Source organism: Leisingera sp. M658 (genome assembly GCF_025144145.1).
In the GTDB taxonomy this organism is placed as follows: domain Bacteria; phylum Pseudomonadota; class Alphaproteobacteria; order Rhodobacterales; family Rhodobacteraceae; genus Leisingera.
In genome coordinates this window covers 3,587,388-3,608,195 of the sequence record NZ_CP083546.1, presented here as the reverse complement: position 1 = coordinate 3,608,195, position 20,808 = coordinate 3,587,388, and the positions used below count along the sequence as shown (strand labels likewise).

General features: G+C 61.0%; 17 protein-coding genes and 3 pseudogenes. 9 read left to right on the top strand and 11 right to left on the bottom strand.

Going from position 1 to position 20,808, the window contains the following annotated elements:
* Positions 1-324: 324 nt before the first annotated feature.
* Positions 325-948, top strand: a complete 624-nt coding sequence (locus K3724_RS17730; protein ID WP_259987793.1) for a hypothetical protein — start codon at positions 325-327, stop codon at positions 946-948.
* Between the two features lie 216 nt (positions 949-1,164).
* Here K3724_RS17730 and K3724_RS17725 read toward each other — a convergent pair whose 3' ends face one another.
* The 5 genes and pseudogenes from K3724_RS17725 to tnpB all read right to left on the bottom strand — a co-directional run bounded on the left by K3724_RS17725 (position 1,165) and on the right by tnpB (position 3,598).
* A complete protein-coding gene (locus tag K3724_RS17725) occupies positions 1,165-1,740 on the bottom strand; it encodes a transposase (RefSeq protein ID WP_259992680.1) in 576 nt (191 codons plus the stop codon).
* Positions 1,741-1,799: 59 nt separating this feature from the next.
* Positions 1,800-2,345, bottom strand: a complete 546-nt coding sequence (locus K3724_RS17720) for an IS66 family transposase (protein WP_259987791.1) — start codon at positions 2,343-2,345, stop codon at positions 1,800-1,802.
* Between the two features lie 51 nt (positions 2,346-2,396).
* Complete coding sequence (locus tag K3724_RS17715) at positions 2,397-2,531, bottom strand: hypothetical protein (protein ID WP_259992678.1); 135 nt, start codon at positions 2,529-2,531, stop codon at positions 2,397-2,399.
* 48 nt (positions 2,532-2,579) lie between these two features.
* A pseudogene (locus K3724_RS17710) lies at positions 2,580-3,206 on the bottom strand (IS66 family transposase zinc-finger binding domain-containing protein); the annotation flags it as partial.
* 62 nt (positions 3,207-3,268) lie between these two features.
* Positions 3,269-3,598, bottom strand: coding sequence for an IS66 family insertion sequence element accessory protein TnpB (tnpB, locus tag K3724_RS17705; protein WP_409201385.1), 330 nt, complete (start codon positions 3,596-3,598; stop codon positions 3,269-3,271).
* Between tnpB and K3724_RS17700 the strand changes: the two are divergent.
* A pseudogene (locus tag K3724_RS17700) lies at positions 3,552-4,097 on the top strand (integrase core domain-containing protein); the annotation flags it as partial. The gene tnpB and the pseudogene K3724_RS17700 overlap by 47 nt on opposite strands.
* A gap of 126 nt (positions 4,098-4,223) precedes the next feature.
* Here the strand turns inward: K3724_RS17700 and K3724_RS17695 are convergent.
* On the bottom strand, positions 4,224-4,916 hold the full coding sequence (locus K3724_RS17695) for a TetR family transcriptional regulator C-terminal domain-containing protein (protein ID WP_259987789.1): 693 nt from the start codon (positions 4,914-4,916) through the stop codon (positions 4,224-4,226).
* Positions 4,917-5,029: 113 nt separating this feature from the next.
* Here K3724_RS17695 and K3724_RS17690 point away from each other — a divergent pair, with 113 nt between their 5' ends.
* From K3724_RS17690 to K3724_RS17675, 4 genes are read left to right on the top strand one after another with little or no spacing between them, the layout of a single operon-like run.
* Positions 5,030-6,667, top strand: a complete 1,638-nt coding sequence (locus tag K3724_RS17690; protein ID WP_259987787.1) for an NAD(P)/FAD-dependent oxidoreductase — start codon at positions 5,030-5,032, stop codon at positions 6,665-6,667.
* Positions 6,668-6,677: 10 nt separating this feature from the next.
* Complete coding sequence (locus tag K3724_RS17685) at positions 6,678-8,249, top strand: NAD(P)/FAD-dependent oxidoreductase (protein ID WP_259987785.1); 1,572 nt, start codon at positions 6,678-6,680, stop codon at positions 8,247-8,249.
* Positions 8,249-9,427 (top strand): aminomethyltransferase family protein, encoded by a 1,179-nt coding sequence (locus K3724_RS17680; RefSeq protein WP_259987783.1) that lies wholly within the window; start codon positions 8,249-8,251, stop codon positions 9,425-9,427. Before K3724_RS17685 ends, K3724_RS17680 begins: the two co-directional genes overlap by 1 nt.
* A gap of 18 nt (positions 9,428-9,445) precedes the next feature.
* Entirely contained in the window at positions 9,446-10,825 is a 1,380-nt protein-coding gene (locus tag K3724_RS17675; RefSeq protein ID WP_259987781.1) for an aminotransferase, read from the top strand.
* A 221-nt stretch (positions 10,826-11,046) separates the two neighbouring features.
* Here K3724_RS17675 and K3724_RS17670 read toward each other — a convergent pair whose 3' ends face one another.
* Positions 11,047-13,086 carry an NAD(P)-binding protein gene (locus K3724_RS17670; RefSeq protein ID WP_259987779.1) on the bottom strand — a complete coding sequence of 680 codons (2,040 nt, stop codon included), beginning with the start codon at positions 13,084-13,086 and terminating at the stop codon, positions 11,047-11,049.
* A gap of 165 nt (positions 13,087-13,251) precedes the next feature.
* Here K3724_RS17670 and K3724_RS17665 point away from each other — a divergent pair, with 165 nt between their 5' ends.
* Positions 13,252-14,313, top strand: coding sequence for an extracellular solute-binding protein (locus tag K3724_RS17665; protein WP_259987777.1), 1,062 nt, complete (start codon positions 13,252-13,254; stop codon positions 14,311-14,313).
* A gap of 102 nt (positions 14,314-14,415) precedes the next feature.
* Here the strand turns inward: K3724_RS17665 and K3724_RS17660 are convergent, their stop codons facing one another.
* Genes K3724_RS17660 through K3724_RS17645 form a run of 4 tightly spaced genes read right to left on the bottom strand, consistent with a single transcriptional unit; the run spans position 14,416 to position 18,472 of the window.
* Positions 14,416-15,519, bottom strand: coding sequence for an ABC transporter ATP-binding protein (locus tag K3724_RS17660; protein ID WP_259987775.1), 1,104 nt, complete (start codon positions 15,517-15,519; stop codon positions 14,416-14,418).
* Between the two features lies 1 nt (position 15,520).
* Positions 15,521-16,354 (bottom strand): ABC transporter permease, encoded by an 834-nt coding sequence (locus tag K3724_RS17655; protein ID WP_259987773.1) that lies wholly within the window; start codon positions 16,352-16,354, stop codon positions 15,521-15,523.
* Positions 16,351-17,208 carry an ABC transporter permease gene (locus K3724_RS17650; protein WP_259987771.1) on the bottom strand — a complete coding sequence of 286 codons (858 nt, stop codon included), beginning with the start codon at positions 17,206-17,208 and terminating at the stop codon, positions 16,351-16,353. Before K3724_RS17650 ends, K3724_RS17655 begins: the two co-directional genes overlap by 4 nt.
* A gap of 58 nt (positions 17,209-17,266) precedes the next feature.
* Positions 17,267-18,472 (bottom strand): SRPBCC family protein, encoded by a 1,206-nt coding sequence (locus tag K3724_RS17645; protein ID WP_259987769.1) that lies wholly within the window; start codon positions 18,470-18,472, stop codon positions 17,267-17,269.
* Positions 18,473-18,618: 146 nt separating this feature from the next.
* Here K3724_RS17645 and K3724_RS17640 point away from each other — a divergent pair, with 146 nt between their 5' ends.
* Positions 18,619-20,118: a trimethylamine methyltransferase family protein gene (locus K3724_RS17640; protein ID WP_259987767.1), complete on the top strand. Its 1,500-nt coding sequence runs from the start codon at positions 18,619-18,621 to the stop codon at positions 20,116-20,118.
* A 132-nt stretch (positions 20,119-20,250) separates the two neighbouring features.
* Positions 20,251-20,781, top strand: a pseudogene (locus K3724_RS17635) (IS481 family transposase); the annotation flags it as partial.
* Between the last annotated feature and the right edge of the window lie 27 nt (positions 20,782-20,808).

Below are 20,808 nucleotides of genomic sequence, written 5' to 3'. Positions count from 1 at the left end.
AGGGCGGTTCCCGCGCGCCCATCTCGCGCGCGTGCTCGAATGCGATAATTCGTAAGCGGTGTATCCGCCCCGGAAATTGACTGGCCCGCAAAATTGTTTTGCTGGCAGACATGCATCAGACCAACATTTCACTCAAAGGACGACTAGGCGATTCCCCATGCCGCAGACGTACCTCTAGGCGGCTTCAATAGCTCCAGAATGACCGAGGGCTCTCAATGCAAACACTTCCTTTCCAGGCGCCGCCTTAGGCGCATGGCCGCCTAGCATCGCCGGACCTGTTTGCTGCGGCTTGAAGGTCCGGCAGGCTTCCATATAACCCGCGCCATGGTTGCAAAGATATTTTCGATGGAGGCGCGGGAGGACGGCGGTGCCCGGCTCGCGCTCAACTACAAGCACGCCGGCCGCAGTGGCATCCAGCGTATTTCCTGCGATCTGCCGCAGGCCGGTCTTTTGCAGCTGGTGCTCTTTGCGGAAGCGCTCAGCCTGCGCAAGCGCTTCGGAAATCCCTTTGCATCGGACGTGTCGCTCGATGGGCTTGAGATGTCCTACAACCCGGCGCAGCGGGAGCTCCATGTCGAGCGGCAGGCCGGCTATTCCAGACAGACGGCATGCATGCCGGTTGAGGTTTTTCACTCCGAGATGGCAGGCATGACCGACATTTGCATTGCCTGGGCCGAGGCGTCAAAACACGGGCCCACCCTGAAGCGCCTGCTGTTCGAATGCGCGGAACCGGCTGAACTTGAAAGGCTGCTAGGGCAAGACGAGGCCGATCTGGCCATGCACCAATTGCGGGAGATCGCTTTTCTGCTGCTGGTACAGGAAACCTCCGCCCGCGGGTCTGCGCTGGCCCGCCAATTGCGCGGGAAGAAATCGCAGGACCAAGCCCAGGAGGCGGTCAGCGGGTTTGTTCTGGAGCTTGCGGCTGAACTCGTCCCAGTTACTGCCTAAGACTGACCGGATGGGCGCAGGGTACCACGGATTTGGGCATGAGGACTGTCGCCCTCATCGGGAGACCGTCCAGACACGGCTTTGGGCCGGAACCCTGCATGGGAATCCGGCTGTGTGAGAGTGCGTCACCGCCCCGATTGCGGGGCAGTGATAGCCTGTCAGTCGTCGATCCGGCCGACCGGGCAGTGCCAGGGCATCAGCTGGCCATAGTCCAACTCACCGCGGTTGCGCTCGATTTCCTGCACCACCCAGTTCAGGTAGCTGCGGGGGGTTGACCTTGTTCAAGCGCGCGCTTTCGATGAGCGAATAGTAGGTTGCCCAGACTTCAGCCGCCTCATGGTTCCCGGCGAAAAGCGAGTTCTTCTTCGTCAGAGCAATGCCGCGGATGCAGCGTTCGACTGCGTTGTTATCGATCTCAAGCCGACCATCGAACACGAACCGCTGCAGCCCGTCAAAGGCGTTGAGCGTGTAGTTGATGGCCGTCTTCAGTTTTCCGGTGGCGTCTTCCTGATGTTTCGTCAGGATGGCCTTGAGCTCGGTCAGGATGGGCAGGGTTTTCTCGAGGCGCAACTGTTCGCGCTCCTCCGGGGGCAGACCTTTGGCCGCTTTTTCGACAGCATAAATCTTGCGGTACATCTGCACGACCTTGGCTGCCAGCTTGCTCTTGGTCGCCAGATGGGCTTCGAAGAACTTGCGCCGCGCATGGGCATTGCAGCGCACCGGCATCAATCCGTCATTCTCCGGGCTCTCTTTGAAGAGACAGTTGTAATCCGAGTAGCCGTCAGTCTGCAGGAATCAGAGCGACGCTCCGGAAAGCAATTCCTCTGCAACTGCGCCGGCGCGGGAATGGGCTAGCGGTACACCACTGCCGGCCGGGCATCGGGATTCCAATTGCGTTCATCGCGGTTGATCACCCAGAAATACCCGGTATCGCACTTTCCCTTTCCAGGCGCCTGAACCTTCACCGGGGTCTCATCCATTTGCGCGGTAGGACCAGCAAGCACATGGGCATGAAGCTCGTCCTGGACCAGCCCAGCGTATTTGGCCACCTGTGCAACACCGTTTTCGATTGTCTGGCGGGCCAGATTGATGTTGGCGTTCCTGAACCGCCGCGCTTGCCGGTAGGGCGAAATATGCTCGAAGAACTTCTGGCAGGCGGCTTCGACTGCGAACCCCGCTTCCATGCCGCGTCCCTTCATGATGTAGTTTTTCGACTTTGCGGCCGCGGGTTTGTTCTCCTTGCAGATCCCGCGGTTGTACGCGCAGGTGTGGTTGTACGCGCAGGTGTGGTATACGTCTTTCACCAGAACCATATGCTCCGGCACGATCCGGAAGCTTCCGGCACGTTCCTCACGCTTGATCGTCTTGAGATCATGGCCGCATGTGCCGCAGCTCATATCGTCGGGGAAATGATCAACGGTGATGACCTTGATATCCTTGGGTACTTTTCATGCGCGCTTACCCTTGGGTTTTTCCTTCGGATCATCGTCAAGGTCATCCTCAAGCGCGAGGCAAAGGTCATCTTCCGCAGGATCGTCGAGGTCTCTTTCCGAGCTCTGCCCGAAATGCTTCTGGCGCAGCACTGCCAATTGCTCCGTCACTCGGCGCAGATCGCTCTTGAGCACAAAGAGCCGGTACAATGGCACGTGGTCATCGAACTTCGAGACCAGAACATGAGCCAGCAGACCTGGCCCGGCCATACTGCCGGGGATGGGGCGGCTCGGGGCGGCGGGCTGCACCATCTTCTCGCACCGGCGGCAGGACTTCTTCACCCGCGCGATCTGGATGACCTTCATCTGTGCAGCGACCATGTCGAGCAGCTCGTTTACATCCTCACCGACCACGCGGAGATCGCCCCCGCAATCGGGACAGCAGGTGCCGGGATCAAGTTCACGGCGTTCGCGGGGCGTCTCGTCCGACACCCGCGGCCTGCGGCGGGGGCGCACCTCTGGGACCCCGGGATCGTTGGCAGGAGGCTCCACCCCCTGTTCCTCAAGCGGCTCGCTGCGCTGCTCGGCGTCGGCGATCAGCAGGTCTTCCAGCGCGAGCTCAAGCTGGGCGATCTCCCTTTCGATCTTCTCTGATGACTTGCCGAAGGCTTGCTTCTGGAGCTTGGCAATCCGCAGACGCAGGGTCTGGACCAGCTGTTCATGGGCCTGAAGCGAGGCTGACATGCGTGCATTCTCCGCCTGAATAGAGGCGATCACCGCCTTCAGAACGGCGGGATCTCTGGAGAGAATGCGGGCGTCATCGGACATGCCGATATCTACCATTCAACATCCAGTATGGCCAATAAAACAAGGGGATTCAGGAGGGTAAACTACCCGACGCGCGCCGGTGGCGCACCCCAGTCCGGACGCCGCCAGTCGATCCCTTCCCAGAGCATGGCCAGCTGCGCCGAGGTCAGGCGAACCGCACCGTCCCCGCTGCTGGGCCACGGAAAGCGTCCGCGCTCCAGAACCTTGTAGTAAAGGCAGAACCCCTGGCCATCCCAATACAAAAGCTTCAGCCTGTCGCCTCGGCGCCCACGGAAGGCAAAGACGGCACCGCCCGCGGGCTTCTGGCGCAACACATCCTGGGCAATCGCCTGCCGGTCAATGGGTCGTGTCAGCACCTCGGCGCATGCCGGGTTCGTTCTCCCCTCTCGCACATGCTTCGCATGCGCCTGCCGGGCAATGGATGCTCTGGAGCAGGCTGTTCACGAGCGGCGGCCGGCAAAGGCGATGGGGCTTGTTCATCACTCCGGCCGCCGTTCTCGGCGATGCTGGCATCGCCTGTCACGCAGTGGGTCAGCCAATACCTTCGATCAAATACACAGAGCGGTTGGGAGAAACTGGTATCGAGCCCTCTGCGGGCAGCGTCGGAGACAGCTATGAGTTCAAGCAGATCCGCGCAGCGGATCAAATGATCCGGGGGATCATTTGAAGGCGCAGAACGCCCTGGCCGAGACGATCAACGGTTTGTTCAAAGCCGAGCTCATTCACCGCCGCGGCCCTTGGCGCAACTTCGAAGACGTGGAATACGCAACGCTCGGATGGGTGGATTGGTTCAACAACCGCCGCCTGCTTGAACCCATTGGGAACATCCCGCCGGCAGAAGCAGAGGCCAATTTCTACGCCGCTCTGGAAACTGAGGACATTGCCGCGTAACTAACTGAAATCAGTCTCCGGCAAACCCGGTGCGGTTCAGTTCAACGCCGCCAACTGGTCGAAGCCGATGGAGGTTCAAGCAGAAATTCTTTGACGCGAGGAACTCCTGTTAGGCTGCTAATTGGCTTAATTGCCAGTCTTTGCCTGGAAAGCCTCCGTATAATTAGGAAACAGCGTTTGCAGGAATGTCAGAGTCTGCTCAAGTGCCGCCTCACGCGTGTAAATGTGCGGAAACAAGTGCAATTTCTGCCAGTAACCATCGGTCAGCGTATCAATCCAGCCGCCAGTCAGGCGCGCCTTTTCAGGATCATCCGGCGCCAGCTGCCGGCAGATCTCGCTAAGGATTTTAGATCTCTTATCTTCAAACTCGCCAGTGATCTCGGCATATTGCGGAACAAAATTCTGCTCTCCGAAGAAGGCAAACCAGATGGCAAGCGCACTGGGGTTGCAGATCTTCGGGCTGAAATCCGCCTCGATGATCGTGCGCAGCCGGGGCGCGGGTGCAGCATCGGCCTTGTCCAGCGCAGCCTGCCAGTGGGCCTCGTAGGTCTGGTACTGATCCCGCAACGCTTCGGTCAGAATGCCGGTCTTGGACTTGAAATAGAAGACGGCAACACCTTGGGACAGCCCGGCCTCATTGGCCACCGTCGCCAGCGTCGTTTTGGCAAGCCCATTGGCAACAATCGACTTCAGAGTCGCATCGAGAATCTGCCGGCGCCGCATGTCGGCGTTTTCCTTGCGTTCTTTGCGCGGCTTACTGCCGCCGCTCTGCGATGCCACCATGAGAAATCCAAATGCCAATTTTCTTTCTTGTTCCACACTTCGCTGCGCCTGTCAGCCGGATTATTTTTGTTTGAGCGCTCAAAAAAACTTTACGGCAAATATCTTCTCTACTAGTCTCCAGTCAGCAACAGTCGAACCAGGAGAAACTCATGGGGCAGCATGACAGATATGACGCCATCGTGGCAGGGGCCGGGCACAACGGTCTGACCGCGGCCTGTTACCTGGCCAAGGCTGGGCTGAAGGTTCTGGTGGTGGAAAAAAACGACTGGATCGGCGGCGCGGCGGTAAGCCGTTCCCTGCATGAGGGCTGGACGTACTCCAACTGCTCTTATGTCTGTTCGCTTTTGCGTCGCGAGATTGTGCGCGACCTGGAACTGCCGAAATACGGGCTGCAGGTGATCCCCTATGAGGGCGGTGCCAGTTTCAGCCGCGATGGCGATTACTTTGCCTACATGTCGGGCCATGACGCCCTGCGCCGGGAAATTTCCCGTCACAGCGTCCATGACGCAGATGCCTATGACCGGTTCAGCCAAACGGTGATCCGCCAGTGCCGCTTTATCCGGCCCTTCCTGCTGCGCAATGCACCGGATCCGTCGTCGCTGAAGCCGCGCGACATCGGCGAGTTGCTGTTTCTGATCAAACAGGCGCATGGGCTGGGCAAGAAAGAACTGGGCGAGACGCTGCGTTTCTGGTCGATGTCGATCGGCGATTTCCTGGATGAGCATTTTGAAAATGACCTGATCAAGGCGCATATCGCCGGCGCCGGGATCATTGGCACTGGCCTTGGGGTTTACTCACCCGGCACGGCTTATGTGCTGCTGCACCACTATATGGGCGATGTCGATGGCGCGATCGGGGCCTGGGGTTTTGCACGCGGCGGTATGGGGGCGATCTCCAACGCGCTAGGGGCCTGTTTCGAGGAGGCGGGCGGCACCATCGTCACCGGCTCCGGCGTCGAGCGTTTCCTGGTGAACAATGGCAAGGTCACCGGGGTGGCACTGGAAAACGGCGACGAATACCACGCTCCCGTCGTGGCCTCCAACATGGATGTAAAGCGCACGTTCCTAAAGCACACCGGGCAAGAACACCTTCCCGAGGACTTCACCAAGGCAGTGAAGCGTTTCAAGATCCGCGGCTCTTCGGGAAAGCTGAACATCGCGCTGGATGCGCTGCCCGAATTCCCGGCCGCCCCCAAAGGCGCGCCCTTCTTGCGCGGCGATCTGCATTGTTCGGAGAGCCTGAATGAGCTGGAGCGCGCCTATGACGACTGGAAAGAGGGGTGCTGGTCGCAGAATCCGTATTTTGACATGCTGATCCCCAGTCAGATCGACCCGACCATGGCGCCGCCGGGCAAGCATATGATGACCGTCTTTGTGCAATACGCGCCCTATGATCTGGAGGTGGGCGGCGTGCGCGCAGGCACCAACTGGAACGGCCAGACCCGCGGTGCCTTTGCTGATTGCGTCTTTGACAAGCTGGAGCAGGCCTGCCCCGACATCCGCAGCAAGACCCTGCACGCGGAGATCCGCACGCCTTGGGATATCGAGCAGGAGGTCGGCCTGACCGAAGGCAACATCTTCCAGGGCGAGCTGACCTTTGATCAGCTGCTCTTTAACCGCCCGGTGCCGGGTTACGCGCAATACGATACCCCGATTGACGGCATGTATATCGTCGGCTCCTCAGCCCATCCGGGCGGCGGCGTAATGGCGGCGCCGGGCGCCAATGCCGCCAAGGAAATCCTGCGCAACATCGGCAAGGGCCGCGCAGTGACCGGTTACGCGGCGTGAGGAGCAAGCAATGAATACACCAACCTACGACGCAATTGTCATTGGTGCCGGCCACAACGGGTTGGCCGCGGCTGCAACGCTGGCCCGCAAAGGCAAATCCGTCTGCGTGATCGAAAAGAACGAAACCACCGGCGGCATGGCCCGCAATACCACGCTGGCAGGCGGCATGGAGGTGCCGGAGATTGCGCATCTGCTCTACAACCTTCATCCCAAGGTGAAGAAGGAACTGGGCCTTGGGACCGCCCGCGCGCCTCTGGACGTGCGCGAGCTTTCTGCTGTTTCACTGTCCCAGGATGGGAACCATGCCGTGATCCGCGGCGGCAAGGCAGAACTGGCCGATGGGCGGCCCCACCCGGAAGCCGCGCTTTTTACGGAGCTGATGCGCCGCCTGACACTGTTCGCCGGCCTTCTGGGCCAGCTTTCAACAAAATCCCCGTCATCGCTTGAGGGCGGCTTGGCCAGCCTGAATACACTCGCGGAACTTGCCGGGCTGGCCAAGCTGGGGCTGGATCTTAAGCGGACGGGCAAGAAAGACATGCGCGAGTTTCTCCGCGTGCTATTGTCCAACGCCTACGATTTGATCCTGGACGATCTGGAAGACGGCCCGCTGGCGGGTGCGCTGGCAGCGGATGCGGTGCGCGGCGCCTATGCCGGGCCGCGCTCACCCGGGACGGTTTTCTCGCTGATGTACCGGCTGGGGCAGGGCGGTGGAGCGCAGCTGCCGATCGGCGGCATGGGTGCGGTTTCAGCTGCGTTTGAAGCTGCGGCCCGTGCAGCCGGCGCTGAAATCCGCACCGGCACCGGCGTGTCCCGTGTGCTGGTCGAAAACGACCGCGCGGCAGGCGTGGTGTTGGAGGATGGCACGGAAATCTCCGCCGGTACAGTTCTGAGCAACACTGGCCCGATGCCCGCGATGAAGCTGGCGGGTGCGGAACATTACGACGTGGAAATGGTGCGGCGGATGCGCAACCAGCGCTGCAAGGGCGCGGCCGCCAAGGTCAATCTGGTCCTGAACGGTGTACCGAAGTTCACCGGCCTCACCCCCGAACTCGCGGCAGGCCGGCTGCTGATTGCGCCAAGTGCCACCTATGTGGAGCGCGCCTTCAACCCGGCAAAATACGGCGGGATCCCGGAAAGCCCGGTGATTGAGGCGGTCATTCCCAGCCTTGCCGACCCAGGACTGGCCAAAGACGGGCAGCATGTGCTGTCCGCTGTTGTCAGCTCAGTTCCGTATGGGCTGGAGGGCGGCTGGGATGAGGCCGCATGTGACAGGCTTGCCGCCGTCACACTTTCCACGCTGGAGATATACGCACCCGGCCTCAGCGCGCTGGTCACGGAACGCCAGGTGCTCAGCCCCGCCTGTATCGAGGCACGGACCGGCGCGCCGGGCGGGCATTGGCATCATGCGGAGATGGGCATCGATCAGATCCTCACGGTGCGGCCCGCCAACGGCATGGCGCATTACCGCTTCGGCCCCAAGGGCTACTACCTGTGCGGTGCGGGGGCCCATCCCGGCGGCGATGTGACCGGGCTTGCCGGCCGCAACAGCGCCTTGCAGCTATTGAAAGACGGGGTGATCTGATGACCAAACATGTACCCATCGGACTGATCGAAACCCCGTTCCAGCCACGGCTGGAGGCGCTCAGCACTGCCAAAAGCTGGATCAATTGGGCGGGCTATGTTTCGCCTGCGATGCTGGACACAGTGGAGTTCGAATATTTCGCCATCCGCAACCAGACCACCCTGTTCGACATCTCGCCGATGCACAAATACCGCATCACCGGACCGGACGCGCTGCAAGTGGTGAACCGGCTGGTGACCCGCAATGCCGCCAAGCTGCGCGCCGGGCGGGTCGGCTATGTCCTGTGGTGCGACGAAGAGGGTATGGTGATCGACGACGGCACCCTGTTCCGCTTCTCGGACACTGATTTCCGCCTTTGCTGTCAGGAGCCGATGTACACATGGCTGCTCGACACCGCCTGGGGCTTTGACGCAAAGATCTCCGACGAAAGCCAGGAGATCGCGGCGCTGTCGCTGCAGGGCCCGACCTCGTTTTCGCTGCTGCAGGACGCAGGACTAGGCGCCGTGGCGGATATGAAACCCTTCGACTGGCGCGAAATCGAGCCGGATCTGTGGATTTCCCGCACCGGCTTCACCGGCGATCTCGGCTATGAGCTGTGGGTGCCTAATGGTAAGGCGCTGGAGCTTTGGGACAGGCTTTGGGCCAAGGGCGGCCACTGGGGCCTGCGGGCGATCGGGTTTGAGGCGCTCAACATCTGCCGGATCGAGGCCGGGTTCATCGCCGCGGGTTTTGACTTCCAGCCCGTGCATATGGCCATGCGTCTGGGCCGGGGCCGCAGCCCGCTGGAGCTGGGATTTGCCAAGATGGTAGATTTCACCAAGGGCCATTTCAACGGCCGCCGTGCGCTGCTGAAACAGCAGGAGACCGGCCTGCGTTATCACCTGCGCAAGATCGACATCGGCGGTTTCAAACCCGCGGATGGCGCGCTGATCTATCACAAGAAAAAGAAGGAGGTGGGGCATGTGACCTCTGGCGTCTGGTCCCCCACCACCAAGCGCAACATCGCGCTGGCCGAGTTCAAGGCGCCTTTCGGCGAGAACGTCGCCGATGACCTCTGGGCCGAAGTTTACGTCAACGAAGAGGGGCAGTGGGACAGGCGCCTTGTGCCGGTCACCATCGAGGACAAGCCCTTCTTCATTAACAGCCGTGCGCGGGTAACCCCGCCGCGCCCGTTTTAACCCGGATCAGGTACTCCTATGACCAAGATGACCCCGAACACATTCGCAAACGAACCGAGCGCCGACACCCTGCACGAATGGGACCGCACCCATCAGCTGCACCCCTGGATGGCAATGGATGACTGGCGCGGCTACGATAACATGCTTATGGAGAGTGCCGACGGCATCCATCTGTGGGATGCCTCCGGCAAACGTTACATCGACGGGCCGGGTGGCATGTGGTGCACCCAGATTGGCTATGGCCGTCAGGACATGGCCGATGCCATCGCCGCGCAGGTGATGAAGCTGCCCTATACCTCGCCCTTCACCAACACCACCGAGCCGTCGGCAGTGCTGGCCCGGAAGATCGCCGAAATGGCGCCGGGCGACCTCAACAACGTCTTCTTCACCACTGGCGGCTCGACCGCGGTGGATACGGCCCTGCGCACCATGCAGTACATGAACAACCGCCGCGGGCTGCCGCAGAAGAAAAAGATCATCGCCCGCGAGAAGGGCTACCATGGCTCCACCTATCTGGCCCATTCGGTGACCGGCAAGGAGCGCGACCAGAGCCATTTCGATTTTGAAACCCGGCTGGTGCATTTCCTGCCCGACGTGAACCCCTACCGCCGCCCCGCGGGTATGAGCGTGGAGGGCTGGTGCGACGCCAAGGTTGCGGATCTGGAGGCTGCCATTGCAGAGATCGGCGCGGACAATATCGGCGCCTTCATTGCCGAGCCGATCCTGTCCTCCGGCGGTGTCATCGTGCCCGCACCCGGCTATCACAAAAGGACGTGGGAGCTGTGCCGCGCCAATGACATCCTCTATATTTCCGACGAGGTGGTGACGGGCTTTGGCCGTCTTGGCCACTGGTTTGCCTCCCAGGAGGTCTTTGGCATCCAGCCCGACATGATCACCTGTGCCAAGGGGCTGACATCCGGCTATCTGCCGCTTGGCGCCTGCATCATCTCTGACCGCGTCATGGAGCAGATGAGCGATCTGGGCACACCGTCCTCCTACACCAACGGATACACATATTCCGGCCATCCAGTGTCCTGCGTTGCAGCGCTGAAGAACATCGAGATCATCGAGCGCGAAGGCATTCTGGAGCATGTCCGCGCCGTCACTCCGCATTTCCAGGCGCGTCTGAGCGATCTGATGAGGTTCGATATCGTTGGCGACGCCCGCGGCGAGGGTCTGCTGGGATGCATCGAATGCCAGGCCGAGAATCTGGAGGCCGAGCGCAAGCTCGGTTCGATGATAGATGCGGCTTGCGAGGAGATGGGGCTGATCGTCCGCCCGCTGATCAACATGGCAGTGTTCTCGCCGCCGCTGGTCATCACATTGGAACAGATCGACGAAATGTTCGACATCCTGGAACGTGCCATTCAGGAGGTGGAAGCGCAGCTGGCAGCGTAAAGCTGGAGGGGGTGGCACCGGCTCCCGTCACCCTTCCCCGAACTGGCGGGCGCAAACGGTGGTTCCGGCGCCCGCTTTTTTTGTTCCGAATACCTGCGGCTGTGACGGCGGGCCAGGGCCATCGCTCTAGCCCGGGACGTGTCGCGCTTCCTATCCACAGGAAATGAAAAGCCCCGGCTGCTGCGGCAGTTTCCGCAGGAGCCGGGGCTTAGAATTCTGCCTTACACTGTATGCTCGCGGCGCCCGTATTTCTTGGCCAGATCGACCTCCTGCCCCAGATCCATCGCTGCGCGGTAGCCGCTTTGCACCGCGGCGGCGATAATGTGGGGGGCCTCTGCGTCGCCGATACGGGCTACCGATTTGATCCCGGTGTCTTGCAACCCGTCTCCCAAAGCCTTCAGCCCGTCATAAAGCCCCAACACCGGCAGGCGGCGGGTGAGGGGGATGATCGCATCGCAGGCAAGCGTGCTGCGGGCTTCTGAGAGCATGCAGGACAACATCGCCTCACCCGTCTGCGCGGCCACCAGCATCCGGTTGGGCACAACCGCGACACCTGCCTCGACCAGGGCGGCGTTGGACTGGTAGACCTCCGTCGTCCACTGGCCCCAATCGCAGGGGCGGCCTGCAGGTGTCACCAGGGTGACCCGGTGCCCGTCTTTGCGCAGCTGCAGTGCCAGGACCGAACCGAGATAGTAGTGGTCGTCGTCATAAATCACCACGTGATCGGCGTTGAGCGCTTCGCCGTTCAGAACCGTTTCTGCCGAGACGATCATGCCGGGCGCTTCTTCTTCCAGCCCGGTGCCGGAATGGCGCCCGATGGTGTCCGTGGCCCAGACCGCCCCGGTGGCGGCAATGACGTGAGAGACGCCAAGGTCCAGCACATCGGAGGCATCCAGCGGGCTTTCCGGGTAAACCTCAACGTTGGACAGCTTGTCGATCTGGCCGATGCGCCAGTCGCGCACGCGGGCCCATTCGATCATCCCCGGCAGGCGGGATTCGCGGGTGACGCGGCCACCCAGGGTCCGGCTTGCCTCGGCCAGCATCACCGAATGGCCCCGTTCGCCCAGCACCCGGGCAGCCTCTAGCCCGGCAGGGCCGGCGCCTACCACCAGCACCTTCTCAGGGGCTGTGCTGCGGCCGGATTTCTCCGGATGCCAGCCCTGGCGCCATTCCTCGCCCATGGTCGGATTCTGGGTGCAGCGCAGCGGCACCCCCAGCGAGTCATGCGCATAGCAGATGTTGCAGCCGATGCATTCGCGGATGTCCTCGCTACGCCCCTCTTCGATCTTCTTGGGCAGAAACGGGTCGGCAATCGATGGCCGCGCCGCGCCGATCAGATCCTGCCCGCCCTGGCGGATCACCTGCGCCATGGTGTCGGGCGACGTGTAGCGGCCCACTGCCACAACAGGTTTCGAGGTCAGCGATTTTGCTTTCGCGATACTATCAGTGAAGGAGGCTTCCTTGACGAAACGGCTCGCCCCCATCTCCACCCCGTAATCGGGCACCACAAGGTCCCAAAGATCCGGCAGGTCGGCCAGCATGGCAAAGGCGTCATAGCTTTCCGCATCCTCCAGCCCGACGCTGAACCGGGTGGCGACGGCGCATTTGTGGCCGACCGCCTGCTTGGTTTCCTCGATCAGTTCGCGCACCAACCGCACCCGGTTCTCCAGGCTGCCGCCGTATTCATCGCTGCGGGTGTTGTTCACCGGGTCGAGGAATTCCGACAGCAGGTAGCCGTGGGTGGCATAGACATAAACGATGTCGAACCCGGCATCGACCGCACGCAAGGCAGCGTCGCGGTGCCATTTGCGGATGTTGCGGAGGTCCTCGCGGTCGATCTTGCGTGCTTGCCCCGGATGCAGGACGGTGGAATCCGTCTGCGGCCGGTTGCGCAGGCCCAAAGGTGCCAGGCGGGTGCCGAAATTGGTCACCATGCCGCCGCCGATCCACAGCTCCACCCCGGCCAGCGCGCCATGTTCGTGCACCGCGTCGGTCATCAGCCGGTTGGCGCGGATGTCATCGTCATCCCAAAGTGCTGCATAGGGGTAATAGTCGTTGTCCGAAGTCGGGTGGATCGAACAGAATTCAGTGTTAACGACCCCCCATCCCCCTTCCGCCTTCATCCCCCGCATCGCCGCCACGGTGCGCGGACGCCGCCAGCCCATGCCCGCACAATGCGGAACCTGATAAAACCGGTTTTTCGTTTCCACAGGACCGATTTTCAGCGGCTGGAACAGGTTGTCATGGCGGGGATCGCGCATCAAGTTTACCTTTCGGCGGGCATATTTCAGTTCACAATTTAATTGAGCGCTTAAATAAATGTTGTGTCAAGCCGATTTCCCTCCTAACCTTTTCTATCACGGCCAAGCCTGTGCCGGAGGAGGCAAATGGCGGGAAAACAGGGCCGCGGCAACAGGGAGACTTTCATGAAATTTTTGAAAACAGCCACTGCGCTTGGCACGGTTCTTTCGCTTCAGGCAGGCGCGGGCCTGGCCGCAGACGCGGAGCTGACCGTTTTCGACTGGGCCGGTTACGAAGATCCAGGATTCTTCTCCGCCTATGTTGAGGAGTATGGCGACAGCCCGACCTTTGCGTTCTTCGGTGACGAAGAAGAGGCGTTCCAGAAACTGCGTTCAGGGTTCCGCGCCGATGTTGCGCATCCCTGTTCGCAATCGGTGCCGAAATGGATCGAGGCCGGATTGCTCGCACCGCTCGACACTGCACGGATCGACCGCTGGGACGAGCTCGAGCCAAGCTTTCGCGACGTCAAGGCCTACACCAAGGACGGGCAGAACTATTTCATCCCGGCAGACTGGGGCAATACCGCAGTCACCTATCACACGGAGCATCTGAACGACGCAGACGTTGCGTCCCTGCAGGCCTTTGCGGATCCCAAGCACCAGGGGCGGATTTCGATTGGCGACAATGTGGACGACGCCTATGCGCTGGGGTTCCTGGCCACCGGTGTCAATGATTGGACAAATGCCACAGACGCCCAATTCCGTGCGGCGTCTGACTTCCTGCGCACCGTGCACCAGAACGTGCGCACTTATTGGTCCGATGGGGCCTCGCTGGCGCAGTTGATGCAAAGCGGCGAGGTTTATCTGGCCTGGGCCTGGAACGAGACCTATTCGACGATGACCTACGAAGGCCATCCGATCGAAATCAAGCGCGACACGGCAGAGGGCGCATCCAGCTGGGTGTGCGGCTATGCAAAGCTCACCAATGCGCCGGGGTCCGAGGACAAGTTCTATGACTTCATCAACGCCTGGCTGGAGCCGCAGACTGCAAACCACCTGGTGTCCGCCTGGGGCTATGGCCACGGCAACGCCAAGGCGATGGCGGATATGAACACCGAAGACCTGGCGGCGGCTGGGCTTGAAAGCAGCAACGCGCTGCGCGCCAAAACCCTGTGGCAGGCCCCGGTGCCTTCGGCGCTGCGCGAGAAGATGATTGCCGAATTCGAACTGATCAAAGCCGGTTTCTGAAACAGTCAGGCCTTCCGGATGACGAAACGCCCCGCCAAATGGCGGGGCGTTTTCTTGTAGTTCAGAGCATTTGCAAAAGAGCAGAGGTCAATGCTCCCAGCCTTATTGGAACAGCACAATGGAGTCTGCGCCCCAACCCACCGGAACTTCGCTGCCGGGCGGCACGATGGACCGGCCTGCCGTGTTGCGCATTGAGATAGTCACGTCCTCGCCGTGGCCGGGCAGGCGCACGCTGTAATAGGTCATGTCGCCGTAATAGGCGGTGCCGGTCACCTGTCCTCTGGCCACCTGCTCGGCCGGTTCGCTTCCGTCAAACAGGATGGTCAGCATTTCCGGGCGGATGCCAATCGAATCCAGGGTCCGAAGGTCCAGCCCGTCGGGGATCTGTGCCGACGGCAGCTCGATGCTGCCAAGTGCCGGAATGTCGAGCGCCAGATGGCCGTTCATACGCCCGGTGGCCTTGGCGCCGAGGAAGTTCATCACCCCGATGAAAGAGGCGATACGCCTGTCCACCGGACGGCGGTACAGTTCCTCGGGGGTGGCGAGCTGCGCGATCCGGCCGTCGAACATCACCGCGATCCGGTCTGACATGGTCAGCGCCTCCTCCTGGTCGTGGGTCACCAGGATGAAGGTGATGCCAAGCTTCTGCTGAAGCTGCCGCAGCTCCACCTGCATCTGGTCGCGCAGCTTCTTGTCGAGCGCCGACAGCGGCTCATCCAGCAGCACCACCTTGGGCTTCATCACCAGCGCCCGGGCCAGCGCAACCCGCTGGCGCTGGCCGCCGGACAGTTCATGCGCGGCGCGGGTCCCAAGGCCGCCCAGGTCCACCATTTGCAGCGCCTGCTCTACCTCGCGGGCAATCTCGGCCTTGGGCAGTTTGCGTGTCTTTAACCCGTAACCGACGTTCTCGGCGACGCTGAGATGCGGGAAGATAGCATAAGATTGAAAAACCATGTTGGTGGGGCGGCGGTTGGCGGGCACGCCTGCCATGTCCTGGCCTGCAATCACGATGGTGCCATCCGTTGGCGTCTCAAACCCGGCGATCATCCGCAGCAGGGTTGTCTTGCCGCAGCCCGATGGGCCCAGCAGTGAAAAGAATTCGCCCTCATAGACGGTTGCATCGATGCCTTTCAAAGCCTGAAAACTTCCGAAGGACTTGGTGACGCCCGCAAGGTCGATGATGGGATTGGGAGATAGGATGGCCATGTCAGGCAAATCCTCCGGTGGCTGAAGCTTCGAGACCCTGTTTCCGCGCGGCGCGGCGGCGGAACCACTCGGCCAGGATCAGGAGCAGGACGGACAAAGCCAGCAGGATGGTCCCCAGCGCCATCACTGATGGCAGTTTGGCAGGGAAGCGCAGCTGGCTCCAGATATAGACGGGCAGGGTAACTTCGGTGCCGGTCAGGAAAAACGCGATGATGAACTCATCCAGCGAAATGGTGAAGGTGATCAGCAGGCTGGACACCACACCTGGCATGACCAGAGGCAGGACCACGCGGCGGAAGGTGCCCCAGCGGCTTTCGCCCAGGTCAAAGGACGCTTCCTCCAGGCTTTGGTCCAGCCCCTGAAAGGCGGAGTTCAGGATGGCGATGGAGAAGGGCGTGCAGATCAGCACATGCCCCAGCACCACGGTTGCCAGCGACAGCGGCATGCCCAGCTGCATCAGCAGCACCAGCAGGGACACCGCCACGATGATTTCGGGCAGCACCAGCGGCAGCATGATAAAGCTCATGATGCCGCGTTTTGCGGGAAACCGGTAGCGCGCCGCAGCCCGCGCCGCGCAGGCGCCGAGGATGGTGCTCAGCAGCGCCGATGAGAGACCGACCAACAGCGAATTCCGCACCGCGCCATGCAAGGATTCGGTTTGCCACAGCACGTCGAACCACTGTGTCGTAAAGCCGGTCAGCGGAAAGGAGATGATCGTGGCATCGTTGAAAGCAAACATCGGCAGCAGGATCACCGGCGCGTAGAGAAACACCATATAGGCAACCGCATAAACGGCCAGCCATTTGGCGGAGAGGAATTTCAGGGCGGGTTTCATTGCACCTTGCCTCCAAAACGTTTGCCAGCAAGGAAGATAACCGCGCTTATGCCGGCCACAATCAGCATCGAAGTGATCGCCAGCGCAGCCCCTAACGGCGCGTTGTTCGCCTTGCCGAATTGTATCTGGATCATGTTGGCGATCATTAGCCCGTCAGTGCCGCCGACCAGTTTCGGAGTGATGAAATCGCCGATGGTGGGGATCAGCACAATCAGGGTGGAGGCAACCACGCCGGGCATCGCCAGCGGCAGGGTGATGCGGAAGAACCGCCGCACCGGCCCGTCGCCCAGATCCTCAGCGGCCTCCAGCAGTGAGCGGTCGATTTTCTCAAGTGCCACAAAAATCGGCAGGATCGCAAAGGGTGCCCAGGCATGCGCCAGCGTCAGCACCACCGCATTGGCATTATACAGCAGGAAGGTCAGTGGCTCGTCAATAATGCCCAGCCCCGTGAAGGCCGTGTTAAGCACGCCGTTATAGCCGAGGATGACCTTCCACAGAAACACCCGCAGCAGGTAGCTGGTCCAGAACGGAACGGTGATCAGGAACAGCCACAATGCCTTGCGCTGTTTGACGTGAAAGGACAGAAAATAGGCGATCGGAAACGCCAGCCCCACGGTCACTGCCGTGACAATGAGCGAGATTTTCAATGAACGCAGCAGCAAGGCGCGGTAGATCGGCTTGCTCCAGGCCTCGCGGTAGTTGTCCAGCGTGAGCGTGGTATCGAGATCCAGATAGTTCTGGGTCCAGAAGCTGAACGTCAGCACCATCACCAAAGGCGCGGCCAGCATCAGCAGCGAATAGAGCAATGTCGGGCTGATTAATGCGAGGCCCTGGCGTCTCTCTCCAGTTAACATTCCTGGCTCCTCCTGGGTGGTTTTAAGGGCGCCGACCCCGCACGGGCGGCGCCCGCCTTCAAGCCTTGTCCAGCTGCGCAAGCAGTTCTGCGTTGCAGGCCTTCAATTGCCCTTTTCCGGGTTCATCATGCTGCAGAACCGGGAACAGCTTGCGCAGCTCATCATGGTAGCTGCGCACGCCATGCTCCAGATCCGACAGGATGACACCGTCATAGCCGCTGGAAAAGGCCGCCTCCCAGCACCATTCTATAAGCTGCTCATCCTCCTTCGAGGTGATCCGGTCGATCCGCCCGCTGAGATAGCGCGCGGCGCGCAGCTGCCGGTCTTCGGACGGTCGCTTGTAACAGGCGGCGCGCTGGATGGTGCGGCCGTTTTCCACCGGAAACTCGTGGTAGAAGATCACCGAGTCCGGGTAGATGCCGAACACCAGGTTGGGAAAGACCCCAAGATAGAGCCAGGCTGCCTGATGTTCCTCGTCCAGCCCATCGGCTTTGGGCAGCAGCTTTTTGTAGTTGCGCACGCTCCACAGCCGCCCGTTACCGGGACGGAAGGCGCCGAATGACCGTGCAGCGCCACCGCTGAACGGCTGGTCCGCGTAGTTGCTGCCAAAAAGATCATGCAGGCCCGGGTGCGCCAGCGGCACATGATAGCCTTCGTTGTCCACATCGCGGACGCATTTCCAGTTTGCGGCAATTTCAGTGGCGCTGATCCCGTTCCCGTCCGGCAGAAGGTCTGCCAGGCCGTAAGGCGCCAGCTCCGCCTCGAACTGCGCCATCACTTCGGACACCGCGGGCTGCGGTCCCGGCTTGAAGCGCACAAAGACAAACCCGTGCCAGATGTCCATCTCAACTGGTTTCAGCCCCCATTCCTGCGGATCCAGATCCGGCAGGGTTTCGGGCCGTGCCGCACCGCGCAGGGTGCCATCCAGATTGAAAGCCCAGCCGTGGAACGGACAGATGATGGCGTTTTTGCAATGGCCCTTGTCTTCAGCCACGACACGGCTGCCCCGATGGCGGCAAAGATTGTGAAATGCGCGCACTGCGCCGTCTTTCCCCCGCACCACCAGGGCACGCTCACCGGTGAAATCCGCGGCCATGAAATCGCCGGGCTCCGGCACGTCATTCACATGGCAAACAAGCTGCCAGTGGCGGCGGAACAGCAGCTCCTTTTCTTCTTCCAGAAGCTCCGGATTGGTATAACTCCAGGCGGGTAATCCGGTACGTCCGGCCCTGGGATCAGACTGAATTAGCGCGTCGTCCTTCATGCGGGTCTCCTTCCCTATGGCAGGAATCATTATCATTATTTATTTAAGCGCTCAAATAAATAATTTACCGGAGGAGGCATTGATATCTGGACAAACCGAATTTCGAACACCAAATTTGAGCGATCACTCAAAAAAGGGTAGAGTAAATGCGCCGTGCGAGAAGCCGCAGAAAAACCATCTCAATCGAAGCGCCTGCCAGCAAGGGCCCGCATTCCCGGGCCACTCCGGCCTATGCGCCGCTGACGCAGGGGCAGGTGGACAAGATCGTGGACACCACGGTTGAGCTGCTTGCCACCTCCGGCGTGGTCATCGAGCCGGGCGGCGAAGCGGATGGATTGTTGCGGCAGGCTGGCTGTGCCCTTTCAGACGGCGGTATCGTCAAAATCCCGGAAACCGTGACCCGCAGGGCGCTGGCAACAGCCGCCCGCAAGACCACGCTCTGGGACCGCAACGGTGAAAACCCCATCTCGATTGATTGCGAGCACACATGGTTCATGCCCGGCATGACTTGCATCGCGGTCTATGACGCGGACTCCGGTGAGCCGCGCCCTTCGACGCGGGAGGACCTGGCGCTGATCACCTTGATTGCCGACAAGCTGCCGCATGTCGACGGTGTCTGCATTGCGGTGAAGGATGTCGAACAGTCGAACCAGTTCGGCGAGATCGACGAGTTTGTCTGTCTGATGGAAAACACCACCAAGCCACTGGAATACCTTTGCGAGCACCCGTCGTCGCTTGTCGCTGTCACTGAAATGGCGGCCGCGCTGCGCGGATCGCAGGACGCGCTGAGGAAAAAGCCTTATTTTCTGCACCTGGTCACGCCGCTGCCGGTCAATCTCGCACGGATCCACTCGGACCAGATCATCACCGCTGCCCGGACAGGCGTCCCGGTTGGGGTTGGTACCCTGCCGATCGGCGGCGCTTCTTCGCCAATTACCCTGGCTGGCTGCATCACCCATGCGCTGATGACAGACTTCGCTGCTGTGGTGCTGGGCCAGCTGGCCGCCGAGGGCAGTTTCTGCGTCGGCTGCTCGGATGTGAATTTTATGGAGCCGGCCACCGGCGCCATCGGCAGCTTTTCCCAGACTTCAGTGGCTGATATGGCGATGTGCCAGATCCGCCGGTCGCTGGGGTTCCCGTCGCTGACTGGCATCGGCGGCTGCTCGGTTGCCCGCCGCTTCAATCAGGATGCTGTCTGGGAAATCTCCTCGAACATGACGCAGATGTTCTACAACCGTCCCGCCACAATCGACTATATGGGATCCCTTGATCAGGGTTTGACATATTCGCTGCATGCGCTTCTACTCTGCGACGATCTGGCGGGGCTGCTGCGTAAGATGTGGCAAGGCCTGGAAGTTTCCGCCGATCAGATGGCTGCCGATCTGATCCGGGAAGTCGGCCCGTCGGGGAACTTCCTTGCGCGGCAGCATACGGTCGACAATTGCCGGACCCAGGTCTGGAACTCCCGCTATTTCGGGCCAAACATACCGCTCAGCAACGCAGGCGCGCCGGATCAGGATCTGCTGGAGCGTATCGGCGATGACCTCAAGGTGATGCTGGCCGAGCTGGAACAACCGGTGTTGCCTTCGAAAACCAAGGCAGCAGTAACCGCGATCTTAAACAATTACCGCGATCTCGCGGTCTAGGTGTTTGATCCCAGGTTTTGATGGTGTGATCCTTTCGTTGGAATGGAAGGAAGCACTATGGGACAAGTTCGTCATGGGAGCGCCACGCGCTGTCAGCCGGCAGGCGATTGCGCAGCAATCTGCCGATAGGGCATGCACGCCGTCAGAGCAGCAATACTGAGATCGCAGGCTCCGCCCGCGCAGCTGAGCAAGGAGCTGGGCATCAATCCCAAGACCGTCGCGAAGTGGCGCAAGCCTGCGACGGTGGAGGAATTGAAGACCGGGCCGAAGGAGCCGTGTTCGGCCGTTCTCTTCGAAGCGGAGGAGGCAATGATCGTCGCATTCCGGCGGCACACGCCACTGCCGCTGGATGATTGCCTCTATGCGTTTCAGCCATGGAGCTGCGAGGAAAGGCAAACAGTCCGGGGGACTGTTTGCCCGAGCGGCGGCCAGGTCGGGCGGATGAACCGAACGATTAAGGACGCGACGGTACAACGATTCCATTACGACAGCCATGATCAGCTGCGCACGCACCTCGCCGGCTTCATGGACGCATACAACTTTGCTCGCAGGCTCAAGACGCTTAGCGGCCTCACACCCTGCGAATACATCTGCAAGATCTGGATTTCAGAGCCAGATCGTTTCATCCCAAATCCGCTCCACCAGGTGCCGGGACTGAAAACCTGGACACAGTTGCTAGGGTGTAAGGCG